This window comes from Paenibacillus sp. BSR1-1 (assembly GCF_030403775.1).
Lineage (GTDB): Bacteria > Bacillota > Bacilli > Bacillales > Cytobacillaceae > Neobacillus.
Genome location: NZ_JAQMWQ010000008.1, coordinates 105,795 through 120,421, shown reverse-complemented (window position 1 = coordinate 120,421; position 14,627 = coordinate 105,795). Strand labels below are relative to the sequence as shown.

At 37.7% G+C, this 14,627-nt stretch carries 18 protein-coding genes; 14 read left to right on the top strand and 4 right to left on the bottom strand.

All coding sequences use genetic code 11. The features are described 5' to 3' along the window. Positions 1 to 423 (bottom strand): hypothetical protein (locus tag PH210_RS14245; RefSeq protein ID WP_289986347.1); only part of this gene is annotated, 423 nt, incomplete at its 3' end. Positions 424 to 1,019: 596 nt separating this feature from the next. On the opposite strand from PH210_RS14245, the gene PH210_RS14240 reads away from it, so the two are divergent. The 5 genes from PH210_RS14240 (at position 1,020) to PH210_RS14220 (ending at position 4,471) form a co-directional block, all read left to right on the top strand. Continuing rightward, complete coding sequence (locus PH210_RS14240) at positions 1,020 to 1,364, top strand: alpha-helical endospore appendage domain-containing protein (protein WP_289986345.1); 345 nt, start codon at positions 1,020 to 1,022, stop codon at positions 1,362 to 1,364. A gap of 201 nt (positions 1,365 to 1,565) precedes the next feature. Further along, entirely contained in the window at positions 1,566 to 2,855 is a 1,290-nt protein-coding gene (locus PH210_RS14235; protein ID WP_289986344.1) for a glycosyltransferase, read from the top strand. 105 nt (positions 2,856 to 2,960) lie between these two features. Then, a complete protein-coding gene (locus PH210_RS14230) occupies positions 2,961 to 3,314 on the top strand; it encodes an alpha-helical endospore appendage domain-containing protein (protein WP_289986343.1) in 354 nt (117 codons plus the stop codon). 269 nt (positions 3,315 to 3,583) lie between these two features. Continuing rightward, a complete protein-coding gene (locus PH210_RS14225; protein WP_289986341.1) occupies positions 3,584 to 4,018 on the top strand; it encodes an alpha-helical endospore appendage domain-containing protein in 435 nt (144 codons plus the stop codon). 114 nt (positions 4,019 to 4,132) lie between these two features. After that, positions 4,133 to 4,471: a hypothetical protein gene (locus PH210_RS14220; protein WP_289986340.1), complete on the top strand. Its 339-nt coding sequence runs from the start codon at positions 4,133 to 4,135 to the stop codon at positions 4,469 to 4,471. Between the two features lie 44 nt (positions 4,472 to 4,515). On the opposite strand, the gene PH210_RS14215 is transcribed toward PH210_RS14220, so the two are convergent. The 3 genes from PH210_RS14215 to cidR form a co-directional block, all read right to left on the bottom strand. Next, positions 4,516 to 4,887 carry a hypothetical protein gene (locus PH210_RS14215; RefSeq protein WP_289986339.1) on the bottom strand — a complete coding sequence of 124 codons (372 nt, stop codon included), beginning with the start codon at positions 4,885 to 4,887 and terminating at the stop codon, positions 4,516 to 4,518. A 13-nt stretch (positions 4,888 to 4,900) separates the two neighbouring features. After that, positions 4,901 to 5,419 (bottom strand): acyl-CoA thioesterase, encoded by a 519-nt coding sequence (locus PH210_RS14210; protein WP_289986338.1) that lies wholly within the window; start codon positions 5,417 to 5,419, stop codon positions 4,901 to 4,903. Between the two features lie 215 nt (positions 5,420 to 5,634). Continuing rightward, a complete protein-coding gene (gene cidR, locus PH210_RS14205) occupies positions 5,635 to 6,531 on the bottom strand; it encodes a cidABC operon transcriptional activator CidR (RefSeq protein ID WP_289986337.1) in 897 nt (298 codons plus the stop codon). 179 nt (positions 6,532 to 6,710) lie between these two features. Between cidR and PH210_RS14200 the strand changes: the two genes are divergently transcribed. The 9 genes from PH210_RS14200 to PH210_RS14160 all read left to right on the top strand — a co-directional run bounded on the left by PH210_RS14200 (position 6,711) and on the right by PH210_RS14160 (position 14,610). After that, the gene (locus tag PH210_RS14200; RefSeq protein ID WP_289986336.1) at positions 6,711 to 7,397 is read left to right on the top strand and encodes a helix-turn-helix transcriptional regulator; all 687 of its coding nucleotides are present in this window, start codon (positions 6,711 to 6,713) and stop codon (positions 7,395 to 7,397) included. Between the two features lie 93 nt (positions 7,398 to 7,490). Beyond that, the gene (folE, locus tag PH210_RS14195) at positions 7,491 to 8,060 is read left to right on the top strand and encodes a GTP cyclohydrolase I FolE (protein WP_289986438.1); all 570 of its coding nucleotides are present in this window, start codon (positions 7,491 to 7,493) and stop codon (positions 8,058 to 8,060) included. A 13-nt stretch (positions 8,061 to 8,073) separates the two neighbouring features. Beyond that, a complete protein-coding gene (locus PH210_RS14190) occupies positions 8,074 to 8,280 on the top strand; it encodes a CDGSH iron-sulfur domain-containing protein (protein WP_289986335.1) in 207 nt (68 codons plus the stop codon). A 410-nt stretch (positions 8,281 to 8,690) separates the two neighbouring features. Further along, entirely contained in the window at positions 8,691 to 10,070 is a 1,380-nt protein-coding gene (gene rlmD / locus PH210_RS14185) for a 23S rRNA (uracil(1939)-C(5))-methyltransferase RlmD (RefSeq protein WP_289986334.1), read from the top strand. 397 nt (positions 10,071 to 10,467) lie between these two features. Then, positions 10,468 to 10,932, top strand: a complete 465-nt coding sequence (locus tag PH210_RS14180) for an FMN-binding protein (RefSeq protein WP_289986333.1) — start codon at positions 10,468 to 10,470, stop codon at positions 10,930 to 10,932. Positions 10,933 to 11,088: 156 nt separating this feature from the next. Continuing rightward, positions 11,089 to 11,805 carry an FAD:protein FMN transferase gene (locus tag PH210_RS14175; protein ID WP_289986331.1) on the top strand — a complete coding sequence of 239 codons (717 nt, stop codon included), beginning with the start codon at positions 11,089 to 11,091 and terminating at the stop codon, positions 11,803 to 11,805. Next, positions 11,806 to 12,636: an RnfABCDGE type electron transport complex subunit D gene (locus PH210_RS14170; RefSeq protein ID WP_289986330.1), complete on the top strand. Its 831-nt coding sequence runs from the start codon at positions 11,806 to 11,808 to the stop codon at positions 12,634 to 12,636. Between the two features lie 40 nt (positions 12,637 to 12,676). Beyond that, positions 12,677 to 13,348, top strand: a complete 672-nt coding sequence (locus PH210_RS14165; protein WP_289986328.1) for a response regulator transcription factor — start codon at positions 12,677 to 12,679, stop codon at positions 13,346 to 13,348. An 8-nt stretch (positions 13,349 to 13,356) separates the two neighbouring features. Beyond that, the gene (locus PH210_RS14160) at positions 13,357 to 14,610 is read left to right on the top strand and encodes a sensor histidine kinase (RefSeq protein WP_289986326.1); all 1,254 of its coding nucleotides are present in this window, start codon (positions 13,357 to 13,359) and stop codon (positions 14,608 to 14,610) included. Positions 14,611 to 14,627: the final 17 nt, after the last annotated feature.

The following is a 14,627-nucleotide window of genomic DNA, read 5'->3' as shown; positions in this document are numbered from 1 at the left end:
AACATCAACATCAACATCAACATCAACATCAACATCAACATCAACATCAACATCAACATCAACATCAACATCAACATCAACATCAACATCAACATCAACGTCAACATCAACATCAACATCGACATCGACATCGACATCGACATCGACATCGACATCGACATCGACATCGACATCGACATCGACATCGACATCAACTACAACTTCTACTACATCAACATCAACAACAACAACACAAGTAGGAAGCGGATGTGCTTGTGGTACATTTAATTGCACAACAGCAACAAGTTGTACTGCTTTTTTAACAGGAACAGTCCTAGGTCGAGCGATTAGCGCTACGGTAACAGCAACTATTAATCCTATTGATGGTTCTATTACATTTATGGTAACAAATACTTCTGGAATTAATGCAGATCTCTCTAGCACGTTAATTGATCAATTTTTCTTTGAATTGACTGGTAAATTTATTGATGATATTACGGGAAATGGGGCTAATACAGGCCCGCGTATACCCCCACCCCCACCTCCAAATTTACCGTGGAGTTTCGATTCTGATCCTGATGGGGTTCAACCAGCGACTTGTAATCAGTTCAGTGATTTCAGATATAAATTTGAACGTGTATTGCCTAACTCTAGATTAAGAAATGGCGAAGTTGGTAGGTTTAATATTGATTCCCCATCAACTGCTTTTGATTCAACTTTTCTTCAAGGCCGACCAGTTTGTGTACATGTTCAGAATGTAATAGTTTAAGTGGTGCAAGGAACTAGAGGATGTTCTTGTGGCACTTGGAATTGCACCTAACAACAGTACCTTAGATTCTTATGTAACAATGACACTTCGATATTGCTTTAATCGGAGTGTCGTTGTTTCTTCAATGAAGATATAATCATTTTCACATGACATACAACCACATTTCCATTTTATAAAAGTGCTTTTTCATAGGTGAACCACCTAAACAAATAGGACAACTCTTGAATAACCTATCATAGTAAGTAAAAAATACAAGGAGTTGAAAACTTATATGTCCTTTCCTAATACCCCTCCAGGGGGGATAAATCCTATTGAGGGTTTAGATTCTACTCAGGTAGCGCTTTTGCTTCTTGCTAGCATTGCGTTTGAAGAACTTGCACTAGCCCATTTAATTAATGCTGAAGCAGAAAAGCTTCAAGCAGCTATTGGTACGCTTGTGATAAATGGACAACCAGTAAGAACAGGAATTCAAGCTGGAAGTTTTGATGAGTTATTAGCAGTTAACCGTGCAGCTGAAAAAATGCTGCGTACAATTATCAAAAAAGAAATGTTACTCCAATTTAAATTTGAAAATGTTCTTGAATTTCTTTCAAGACCAACTAGTACAACAACATAATCAACAACTTAAACATCGATATAAAGAGGCATTCAAAAATATGATCTTTTTGGATGCCTCTTTTTCTTTTTCAATCAACAAATGTGTAAATAAAAAACCTATGTTACTTCAATTTACAATACTTCCTCATTTATGTTCACCGGTAGCCCTTTCCAAGTATATAGTATAATGTCTAATCTCACGCAAGGAGGAATTTTTTTAATGAAAATTGCTTTGCTTACCATGTTTAATGGCCTTACTAGTACGTACTCTATAGTAAATGTAGTAGCTGAACAGCTCCGGATGATGTTAGATTCTGGGTTAAAGCCAAAAGTACTCGTGAGCGAAACCTGTCCACTTGAGGAGCGATATGGAGTTTTTTTAGATGAACGGATTGAATGGGTAAAAATTATAAACCAAATAGATGGAAAACAAATACATTGGCGAGATTATTCCCAACCAAAGGAAAAAGTACATGATACTTTTTTTAATGAAGCGGAGATCATCGCAGAAGATTTTGTTAAAAACCTTGAAGACGTCGATGTCTGTATTATGCATGACATTCATTATCAAGGTTGGCATTTAGTCCATAATGTAGCCATTAGAAAAGCCCAGGAACGATTACCGAAAGTGAAATTTATTGCCTTTACACATTCTGCCCCTGTGAATCGTCCTCCTAATTCCAATTGGCCGCTTTCAGCACGTTTTTCTTCCATGCCAAATACGTTGTATGTATATCCAACACAATCGGGAATTCCGGCTCTCGCTAAACAATACAATGTCCCGGAAGGAAGATGTAGAGTCGTAAATAACAGTCTGGATTTATTAAATTTTGTAAGCGATGAAATTAAGATTCTTGAAAAAGAAACTGATTTACTTAGCCCTGATATATTAATCGTTTACCCTGGACGTTTAACCACTGGTAAAAAGTTTGAAAAGGTAGCTATGCTGGCTGGTGCCATAAAAAAACAATCAGAACTGAGTGTCAAAGTCATATTTTGTGATTTTCCAAGCATGGATATCGCTCCTAAAACCTATAAAGCTCTAATTCGTTTACAAGGTTCAGTCTATGGATTAAGCCAAGGTGATTTATTTTTCACTTCAGATATAAAGGAATTTAAAAATGGATTTCCAAGAAAAGGTGTTATGGAATTATTTAGTTTATCAAATTTATTTATATGCCCATCCTTTTCAGAGTCGTTCGGTTTAACCGTATTAGAGGCTGCCAGCAAAGGGAATTTCCTCGTTTTGAATGAAAAAGTACCTGCTTTAGAGGAATTAGGGAAAAATTTGGATGCCTATTTCATGAAATGGGATGCTAGAAACTTTGGTTTTGATACGAAGGAAACCTATAACCCCTCAGAAGAAGCGTACCTTTCCGAACATGCTAATATCATTGTGAATAGGATGAGGGAGAATGCCATGCTGAAAGCTAAAACAATGGCCAGACAGCGTTACAGTCCTAAATGGGTGTGGGAAAACCAGCTCGAACCGATGATTCAATTTTTATAAAAATAAACTGAGATGTTTTTTAACAATTAATTTTCTCAAAACGTCCAGACAATCTAGGCAAATTAGAATAATGTAATGTAGTATCCAAAAAGGGAGGTGGATGTCATGTCTTTTCCTAATATTCCAGAAGATATAAATCCAATTGAGGGTCTTGATTCTGAACAGGTAGCGCTTTTGCTTCTTGCTTCTATTGCTTTTGAAGAACTAGGCTTAGCTCATTTAATTAATGCAGAAGCGGAAAAGCTTCAAGGAGTAATTGGTACACTTGTTGATGATGATGGGGATTTAATAAACTCAGATATAAAGGCAGAGAGTTTAGAAGAGTTATTAGATGCAAACAAATCCGTAGAAAGAATGCTTCAAACAATCGTCAAAAAAGAAATGTTACTTCAATTTAAATTTGAAAATGTTCTTGATTTTTTAAATCAAATAGATTCCTCTAGCGATGATAAAAAGTGATGAATAATTGCTCTATTGTACAGAGTAGTGAAACAGGCCATGAATGATTTTTTCATGGCCAATTTTATTATATTTTCAATTAATAGTTGCATTTGGAAGTCTATTGTTTTAATTTAAAGTCTTTTTCGCGTAAAGAATTTTCCATGTAAAATAATGATTTCTTTCCGAGCATTTTTTGACAATTTTAGGCTTGGCATAATGGTTCCACCTAACCTATTTGGGCATAGACTACATGAGAAAGCAAATTGTTTAGAGGAGGTTTTTCTCAAATGGGTATGCCCACAATCCCACAAGAACCGCATCGCCCCAATAAGCAAGAAGTAGTCATTGATTTGCTTGAGTCGATTGCGTTAGAGGAAATTGCTTTGTCCCACATTATGAATGCGGAAGCAGAGAAGATCCAAGCATTTGTAGGAAAAAATTTGAATTTCCCTACCCATCCAGGGAATGGAGATATTATTAAATTTAATAATGGCGTCAACCGGCTGCTTGAAACTATTGTGATGAAAGAGTGGCTTTTACTAAAAAAATTAGAGAATGTTATAGATTTCATCGAGGAAGAGATGCCAGAACACGAAGAGGAAAGCAGTTCATTTATTAGCTCAGGCAGCAGCGGCAGCTCGGGCAGCAGCGGCAGCTCAGGCAGCAGTGGCAGTTCAGGCAGCAGCGGCAAGACTGGTAAAAAAGGACCTAGAAAAAGATAAGAGCAGCTGATAAGAAAATTTGCAAGTACGACGGTACGAGAGTGTAGAATTGCCAAAAGCAAATACAAAATCAAAAGATAGCTGATTTAACAAGGAATAAAGGAGTGATCTGAATTGAACAGCCTAGATAATGATGAAAAAGTCATAAAATCAATAAGGTCGGTTCCCTACATGCAAATGGCACTTACAAACTATTTACAATCTTTTCTTAAGTTGTTAAAGGCGGAATTCAACATAATAGATCACCAAACAATTGAAGATAGTGTACACAGAATGAAAAAAAGTGTAAATCAATTACAAAATTTAACAGATGCAAGAATCAGGATTTATTCAGAAAATTACTCTGAGCCTGAAATCAATACTATGTTTAAGATGTATCAACCATTAAATGAGAAGATTAATTCTGAATTCAACCAATTCTTTTTGACACTCCAAAAACAAAGAAAAAATTGAGAAGAGGACTGGTTGCAACAGTCCTTTTTTATATTGGGGAAAAATTATTGAATACTAGAGGCACCTAATAAAGACTCAGGAGTATTCCCTAGTGCTAAAAGGCTGATTTTTGCATATCCAATACCTTTAAATTTATCGAAAAATTGTTTCAGTACTTCGGAATCAACATCATTTTTTACTCTTTGTAATTCCTTTTTATATAAACGGAGTACTGAGCCATAGACAAAATTGGGGGAATATTGACCAGGATCTTCATCCATTATTAAACATCCCATGTAATGATATTTAAATTGGAATGCACGGGTAAGATTAACTACTTCCAACAGTTTTTCAAAAAGGTTTGGATAGTCTTTTTTTAGGTACTCGATACTTTCTTTGGCTGCTTTTAATTCTTCTATATTAGATAAAGTAATCATAGATGCTCCTCCTTTATTTATCCCAAGGCTTTTCTATTGAAATATACGCTGCTAATTCTTTACTCTTTTTTCTTCTTAATTTACGGATTTCCGCCCTTTCCTTACCTGTTTGGTATAGAAACTTTTCTTCATCCGTTTCGGGGATGATACTTGGGACGATTACGGGCTGTTTATTCTCATCTAAGGCTACAAAAGTCAAAAATGCAGTAGCAGCAATGCGGCGTTCGCCAGTCATGATATCCTCAGCAATAACCTTACAAAAAATTTCCATCGAGGTTTTTCCTGTATAAGTTACAAACGATTCAACACAAACAGAATCTGTTTGATGAATAGGGCATAAAAAATCGATTGAGTCTGTTGAGGCCGTCACGCATTCTTTCACTCTCGAATGACGGCGAGCTGATAATGTCGCGGCATCGTCTAGTTTTTTCATCAAAACGCCGCCAAACAATGTATTGTAATTATTTAAATCGCAGGATAATACTTGAGCTGTATTAACAATGCGGCTTTCTTTTACTTTTTTTGCTTTCATTGGTTGCATCCTTTCATGCTTGGATTTTAGTTAGTAAAAACTATATCCACGTTATTAAAAGGTTTTTCTTGTCTGAAACAAGTGTAAGCCGCATTGAAACATTAGTAAAATGGTTATATTTCATCAATCGTATAGCTTTTATCTATGTAAATGCTTTCAACTATGCAATGTATATATAGATAGAAAGAAAAAACAGTTCACAAAAATGAACTGTTTTAATCGTTTTGATAACAAATTGAAAGCTGGTCTTTCATAAATTCAAGCCATTCTTTTGCTGCATAGGAGAAGTATTGATTTTTCCCCCAGATTATCCCGAGGTTCCAACCAATAGTCGGGTTTACAATTCTGACCGAACGTACATGTTTATTTAAATGATGGCAAATACTTTCAGGTAAGAGCGAAACTCCAAATTTACTTGCGACCATTTCCTCAATAAAAGAGCGCTGTGAACTTTCCGAAATAATGTGTGGATTAAAGCCAGCACTATTACAAGCAAAAATGATTCGATCGTTAAGGACAAAATCTTTATTAAACAAAATTAACGACTCATTTGCCAATTCCGCTAAATTGATTTCCTCTTTCTTTGCTAAAGGGTGTGAAGCGTGCACAATAAGATTAAGGTTTTCTTCCATAAAAGAAAAATGCTCAAATATCTCATTCTTAGTTGGAAGAACCACTACACCGACATCCAGAAGATTCTTTTCAACATTTTCCTCTATTTTTTTTGAGCCTTCCTCAACCAATTGGAAGGTAATCCCTGGGTATCTTTCGTGAAAACTCCCCACAATCTTAAGGAAATGGTGGGCATCAAATATAGGCGGCAGGCCGATGCGAATATGCCCTTTTTTCAGTCCTGTAAGGTTATCCAATTCCATTTCTAAATTCTTAAATGCTTTGTCAATAAGTTTTGCTTGCTCTAAAATGATTCGCCCTGCATCAGTTAAGGTTAATTGCTTTCGAGAACGATCGAAAAGGGCGACTCCAAGTTCCGTTTCTAAGTTTTTGATCATCTTACTAATGGTAGGCTGTGTAATAAATAAATGATTTGCGGCACGTGAGAAGCTATTATAATTTGAAACTTCTATAAAGTATTGTAAGTGTTTAATATCCAATTTTACGGCACACCTTCTTGTGTATAATGTTAAACGCAGATTTAAAAAATGGTACTATTGAGCCTAATCATTAGATTGGGCTATTTTAATTCGATTAATCAACTTTATCAATAAAAAACTTGAACTATTATTTAAATTCATGAATATATTTGTAAAAAGAACAGCGGGGAGGGGAATTCTTGAGTTTCCAAGCTGAACATTTATCAGAACCGAGGCAGAGGATTATTCATGTCATAAAAAGTAATGGAGCAGCCTCCATGAGTGAAATAGCGTCGGTGCTGGACATAACTGGTGAGGGTGTTCGTCAGCACCTGCTGCAATTAGAAAGGGATGGCTGGGTCAGCCGTTTCGCTGAAAAAAATAATGGCATTGGCCGTCCGCATATCCGCTATCGTCTAACCACAGCAGGAGAGCATTTGTTTGAAAAAAATTACGACCATTTAACAATCGAGGTTCTTGATACAATGGTCAATCACCTTGGGAAGCCGGCACTTAAACAAGTGCTTTCTGCAATGATTGATGAAAGAGTTCGTGAATGGGAACCGAAATTGGCGGGCTTAACTACCATCGAAAGGTTAAATGCACTAAAGGATTTTTACATGAAAAATGACTTTTATATGGAAGTTGTTCAAAAGGGTAACGATTATTATCTGATTGAGAGGAATTGCCCTTTTCACAATGTGGCCTTAAAGCGGCCTATTCTTTGCAGTGTTACCGTATCAGTTCTCACCCATTTGCTTGGATGCAGCGTAAATAGAGTGCAGCGCCTTCAGAATGGGGATGGCTGTTGCGCATTTCATGTGCAAATAAATGAACCTGTTGATAGTAATATTCCCTGTATCATCATGGAGGATGAAGAGTCCTAATCATAACAAAGGAATGGTGTGGTAATGACTCGAGAGCAATTGCTTAAATTAAGTGAGAAATTCCCAAAATTATTTACTCCTATAGTGGAAGATATGAATGAAAATATCATGGAGGTTCATAGAATTACTAATGCCATAAGAGAATTAATCAAACTTTGCGGCGATGACCCTGATCGGGATGGATTGCAGGAAACACCATTCAGAGTACTTAAAGCATTCCTGGAATACACAGAAGGGTATCAGGAGGACCCAAGGCTTCACCTGGAAAAGACATTTGACATTCATCAAAAGGGCTTGATTTTAATTAAGGATATCGAGTTTTATTCGATGTGTGAACATCACTTTGCACCGTTTTATGGTGTTGCCCATGTAGGCTACATCCCGAGAGAAAAAATTACAGGTTTATCTAAGATTGCTCGCGTGGTGGATGGGTATGCAAAACGATTCCAGGTGCAAGAGAGACTGACAACCCAAATTGCCGCAGCTATGGATGAAATTTTGGAGCCGAAAGGGACGTTTGTCATCATTGAAGCTAAACACATGTGTATGTGCAGCAGGGGAGCAAAAAAATCAGATGCCTTGACAACGACTACCAGCATTTCTGGAGTCTTTGAAGAACGAGCTGAACTAAGGGCTGAATTTCTTTCATTAATAAAAAGTTAGGAGACTGATAGAAATGGAAAATCAAATTAAGATCTCTGACAATGGTCCACTTGCCGTAACCGGTGACTTCCAATTAATCGATGCGGAAGGAAATGAGTTTCCGAAAAAAGCAAAAGTGTATTTGTGCCGCTGCGGTCTTTCGGGTAAAAAGCCGTTTTGTGACGGCTCTCATAAGAAAGGCGGATTTGAAAGCAGTCCAAGGGCTGGGGATGGAAAGTAAATTGGTTAAGGTGGCCGAAGGGTTTCGCGAGTAAAGTGGAAAAAATTGCGAGTAAACAGAGATAAATAGCGAGTAAAATGAAAGTTTGGCGAATAAACACTAATTTTCTGTGAGTAAATATAAAATGCTCTTCAAATTTATTGTGAGATTTTCATATAAATCATAAAAATAAAGGCAGTGTGAGGAAATATTTATGATCCCTGCCTTTATTTTTTTATTTGGGCGAAAATAATTGATTAATCGGCGGTATTATTGTGAAATCCCGCGAAATTAAATTGGTTTTTCGAGAAATAAAGTAAAAAGTTCGCGGAATGAATGCTGAATTCAGCGGAATACGGGGACTCATTTCGTATTCTTCGCCATTGTGTGATACAATTCATCTAGTCAAAACGGAGCAAAGGAAGAAACGAATGAGCAGAACATTGCCAGTAAATAAGAATGATTACATAGATGTGATTTTTGAAGATTTAACCCATGACGGAGCTGGGGTAGCCAAGGTGGAAGGCTATCCGATTTTTGTTCCGAACGGGCTGCCAGGTGAAAAAGCAAAAGTAAAGGTGATCAAGGCCAATAAAGGCTACGGTTTTGGGCGTTTAATCGAGCTCTATGAAAAGAGCCCGTATAGGGTTGATATTCAAAACGATGAAAAGCATAAATATGGCGGCTGCCAGCTTGAGCATATCAGCTATGATGGTCAGCTTCAATATAAGGAAAATCAAGTTCGTCAGGTATTGACGCGTATTGGTAAACTCGAAGATGTTATCGTCCACCCGATTCTTGGGATGGATAACCCTTTGCAGTACCGGAACAAAGCACAGGTGCCAGTGGGGGAAAAAGACGGCAAGCTTATTGCCGGATTTTTTAAGCCAAGAAGCCATGAAATTGTTGATACGGATGAAAGTGTGATCCAGCTTCCAGAAGTGAACGAAGCGGTACAGGCCGTGAAGGAAATCTGCAGCAGGCTTGGTATTCCCGCTTACCAGGAGGAATCGCATAAAGGTGTGCTAAGGCACATTATGGCGAGGTACGGAAAACAAACTGGTGAACTGATGGTTGTGATTATTACAAAGACTTCAGAAATACCACATCAGAAAAAGCTAGTTGAGGAAATTGCCGCCCGCCTGCCAAAAGTAAAGTCGATTGTCCATAACGTCAATGCCAAACGGACAAACGTTATTTTAGGGGAAAAGACGACTTTATTATGGGGGAATGAAGTTATCTATGACTATATTGGCGATGTGAAATTTGCGATTTCTGCGCTATCCTTTTACCAAGTGAACCCAGTGCAGACAAAGGTTCTATACGATAAAGCACTTGAATACGCAAACTTAACTGGGGAAGAAAATGTTATTGATGCGTATTGTGGAATCGGAACGATTTCATTATTTATAGCACAAAAAGCAAAGAAGGTTTTCGGTGTAGAAGTTGTTCCGGAGGCGATTGAGGACGCCAAACGGAATGCGGAATTGAATGGGATTAAGAATGCGGAGTTTGCGGCCGGGGAAGCAGAGATTGTAATTCCTAAGTGGTATAAGGAAGGCAATGTTGCAGATGTACTTGTTGTCGATCCGCCGCGTAAAGGCTGTGATGAGGCATTGTTGCAAACCATCATTGAAATGAAACCCAAAAAGGTTGTTTATGTATCCTGTAACCCGGCCACCTTGGCACGGGATTTACGTATTCTTGAAGATGGAGGCTATAAAACGGTAGAAGTACAGCCGGTGGACATGTTCCCGATGACTACACATGTGGAAGCCGTTACGAAATTGGTAATAAAAGAAGTTAACTAATAAAAGTAAAAATGTACCCTAGAGACAGACCTTTTAAGTGTCAGCCTTAAGGGTACATTTTTTATATATAGGGAGTTCTTTATAAAAGCAAACTAGAGACCAAAGCTTTCATGACTTGAAGGTTCAACAAGATGTGGAAATTGCTTTGCGTGACGGAGTGATTCAGAAGGGTACGTTTATTACTATTGCTGGGAACAAGCGGGTCGAATAAAAGCCACTACTTAATAAATTTAGGTATGGTTTTTTGTCATGTTTAAATTTGGTTTTTATCAGTCTTACAAGATATATGTGCTGTACTTATGCTATTTATCTTTTATTAGCTTTTCTAAGAAAATTCTAAGATTGCCTGGATATACTGTTTTCTGTAACAAAATAGTGTTGTCAGGAGGGTTATTATATGAAAAAAAAGGACAAAAAGTGGGTACTTCTTTGTTCTACTGCAGTTGCAGCAGTATACGCAGCAGGTTATTTTACAACGGAAACACAGGTTGCCCAAGGTCAATCACTTCATATTGAGAAAAATATTCAAGCACATAAAACGAATAGCGATAACGCGAACATTGTTCAGAAGGCTGTTCAATCGGACAAGATATATAAAGAAGGCACATTTACAGGATCTGGCTGGAACAGGCGCGGTTCGATCGGTGTTCAAGTAACGATTCAAAACGACAAGATTACAGATGTAGAGATAACCGACTTTGCCATGCACTATTCAGAAAGAGACGTGGTAGGTCTCCCTGATGAAGTACTTCAGACTCAAAATGCTCAAGTGACGAATGTATCGGGGGCAACCTATAGCACACAAGCATTTGAAGATGCGGTACAGCAGGCACTGGACCTGGCCAAAAACAATCAAGGTTAAAGTGATGAAGAAAACAAAATTGTATATGGACACTGTCGTAGAGATTGAAGTGATTTCTAGTAAAAACAGGGAAGAAATAGAAAAAAAGATAAACCGTGCATTCACAGCTTTTCAAAAAGTAGAGCAAGTTTGTAGATTACCAGTTCGAGTGAATTAATGCAGGCATGCCAAAAGCTAAGAACACCAGTGGAAATTAGTCCGTTTTTATACGAGCCTCTTTTTTTTGCGATGGAAATGGCGAAATTAACTGATGGATTATTTGATCCTGCAATAGGAAAAGTAATCGAGAAGGCAGGTTTTAATCGCCATTATTTGACCGGTGAGAAAATGCAAAGTAAGGCAGATGAATCTGCTAATTATCAGGACGTCGGCCTCAATCCGGAAACTCGGACATTAACAATAAATAAACCAATGGTCATTGATTTAGGAGCTGTAGCCAAAGGATTTGCAATCGACTTGGCCGCTAATGAATTGGAGGACTTTGAGAGGTTTATTGTCAATGCGGGCGGTGATTTATTTGCAGGAGGAATGGATGAAAAGCATAACAAGTGGAAAATTGGCATTCAGCATCCGTACCTAAAAGGTAAAATCATTGAAACAATACAAATTTGCAATGAAGCAATCTGTACCTCCGGCAGTTATGAGCGGAGAAGTCCTTTGAATAAGGAGGGACATCATATTGTGAATCCCAAAACGAAAAACTCCCCGAACGAATGGGTGAGCTGCAGTGTTATTGCCCCATACGCGATGATGGCAGATGCGTTTTCTACCGTCGCCTTTTTACCTGAAGGGCAGATAGTCATGGAAAACCTTGAACTAAAGGGATTATTTATCACACCAGAATTACAGTTCAAAAGAATAGGAGGGATATAATTGGAAGCAAAGAAATGGATGAAAACACCTAAGGGATATGTAGCGATTGCGATGACTCTCTATTTGGTCATTGCATCTATAGGTTCACTGACATGGATGGGAATTAAAAATAGTTTCATTTCGGTTAGTGCAGCACTGATCACAGACTACATTTATTGCGCCATCTTTAAACGAAAAATCGGCCGAGACAGTACCGTTATTACTGGCTTAATTATTTCTTTGATTCTAAATTTTACAACCTCTTCACTAGTTGTAGCGGCCACTGCCATTATTGCTATTTTATCTAAGCATCTCTTAGTTTATAAGAAAAAGCCCATTTTTAATCCAGCAGCATTTGGATTATTCATAAACATCTTTATCTTTCAAACTGGACAAAGCTGGTGGGGAGCTTTTGGTGACCTTCCCGTATGGACGATGATTTTCGTTTTGGTTGGCGGTTATCTAGTGACCGATAGGGTAATGAAATACCCTCAACTCCTTTCCTATTTGGGTACCTCTTTTGTCCTGTTGTTTTTTATGGGGCTTCTTAATATAGGTGATGCATCAGATGCACTTCGTCCGCCCTTTATCAATGCTGCTCTGTTTTTTGCCTTTTTTATGCTGACGGATCCGCCAACATCTCCAGCAAAAAACAAAAACCAGGTTATTTTTGGTATTCTTGTAGCGGTGTCAGGCACCATTGTTTATGGGCTCTTTGGAGGGCTTACCTATCTGTATGTCGGAGCCTTTATAGGAAATCTCTATAATTATTTAAATAAAAGAATATCTTACGCAAAGTCTGCTGCCAAAATACAAAGAGTTAATTCTGGACATAGAGCTCTTGGAAAATGAACAAAATACTAATGCTAAAGATAGGGGATGATGGGTAGTCATGCGTGTGTTGGTTGTAGAAGATGATTTGCCCTTAAGAAGAATCATTTCAAAAATATTAGAAGAAGAAAAGTACCAGGTGGACCAGGCGGAAAATGGGGAAGAAGGTTATCTTCTGGCGACATTAAATGAGTATGACCTAATTACACTTGATATCATGCTGCCAATCATGGATGGCTATACGGTCATGAAAAAATTGCGAGATAAAGGCTGTCAAACCCCAACCTTATTTCTTACAGCTAAGGACCGGATTGAGGATAAAGTCCATGGTCTGGATTTAGGTGCAGATGATTATATTGTAAAGCCTTTTGCGACTGAGGAGTTCTTAGCAAGGGTTCGCTCCTTACTGCGTCGTGCCGGTAAGATTGGAAAAGAAGGTAAGATAACATATGGCCCAATTCTATTGGATACTAACCAGCATGAGGGTTTTATCAACGGGGATGCATTAAAATTAACGATTAAAGAGTACGAATTACTTTATTATCTGATTCAAAATAAAGAACAAATCTTAACGAAGGATCAGTTTTTTCAGCGAGTTTGGGGACTTGAATCTGAGACAACGGATGCAATCGTAGAGCTCTACATCCATTATCTTAGGAAAAAATTAGCTCCCTTCAACTTTGATGGTGTAATTCGAACCGTTCGTGGTGTGGGATACATGTTGAAGGAGTAACTAGAGCTATGTTTAAAAAAACAAAACTCAGGCTGGTCATCCTAAATGCTCTTGTCTTTTTTATTCTCCAAAATGCCTTTGGAGCCATGATTTATTTTTACATGCACTATAGTTTGTATCATCAAGTGGACCAAACAATTGTAGAAAAGAAGTCACATCTTCTACGCGAAAGAGAGATACTAAGCAAAGAATTAAATCCAGAGAGAGAAGAGAACCATAGATTGGTTTATTTGCTCTGGGATAAGAAAAATCAACTTAATCAAATAATTCCTCAGCAATCTCTATCTAAAGCGGATGCAGAAAGCTTTTCCTCTTTCGTGAATAAGGAAGGAATACAGACCCTTTCGTTGGATGGAAACTCATATAAATATTTAAATATGTCTGTTGACAGGAATAATGTAAAAAAGATACAAATTATCTATAATTTAAAACGTGAAAAAGAAATGTTATCCCATTTGCTTATGGTGATTAGTTTCGGTTCCCTGTTAAGTGTGTTTATTGCCCTTCTTGGCGGAACCTATCTTGCCAACAAGGCATTAATTCCCATTCGAAATTCATGGGATAAGCAGCAGCAGTTTGTTGCGGATGCCTCCCATGAATTGCGTACACCTCTTTCCGTAATGAAACTCAATTTAGAGCATTTATTCCGCCATCCGGAACGTAGTATTGAACAGGAAAGTGAGACCATCCATCAAGCGATACAAGAACTAAACTATCTGACTAAAATGTCCTCTGATTTGCTGACATTGGCACGTTCAGATTCTGATCAATTACAGGTAATTCAGGAGCCTATCCAGTTAGATGAAATCCTTCATCATGTGGTAAGAGACTTTAAAGCGCTGGCCCATCTAAAACATATTCAATTAACTGCGGACATTCAGCCAATTAGAATCATAGGTGATAAAGAGAGAGTAAAACAGCTATTTGTTATTTTATTAGACAATGCGCTTAAATACACCAAAGCTTATGGGGAGATTTCCATAAGCGGGGAATCTAAAGGTTCACGTACCATTGTTAAGATAGTGGATACAGGAATTGGTATTTCAAAACATGACCTTCCCTATATTTTTGATCGTTACTATCGAGGAAATAAATCAAGAACTAGACATATAGAGGGTTCTGGTTTAGGTCTATCTATTGCAAAATGGATCGCACAATCCCATTCAGGGGAAATTCGAGTGACAAGTAAAGAAGGGGAAGGAACGCAGGTTATGGTTCAATTTTTGATTAAGAAATCTGATTTCAAACCACATTATGCTTAAGAACAGTTCAAAACATA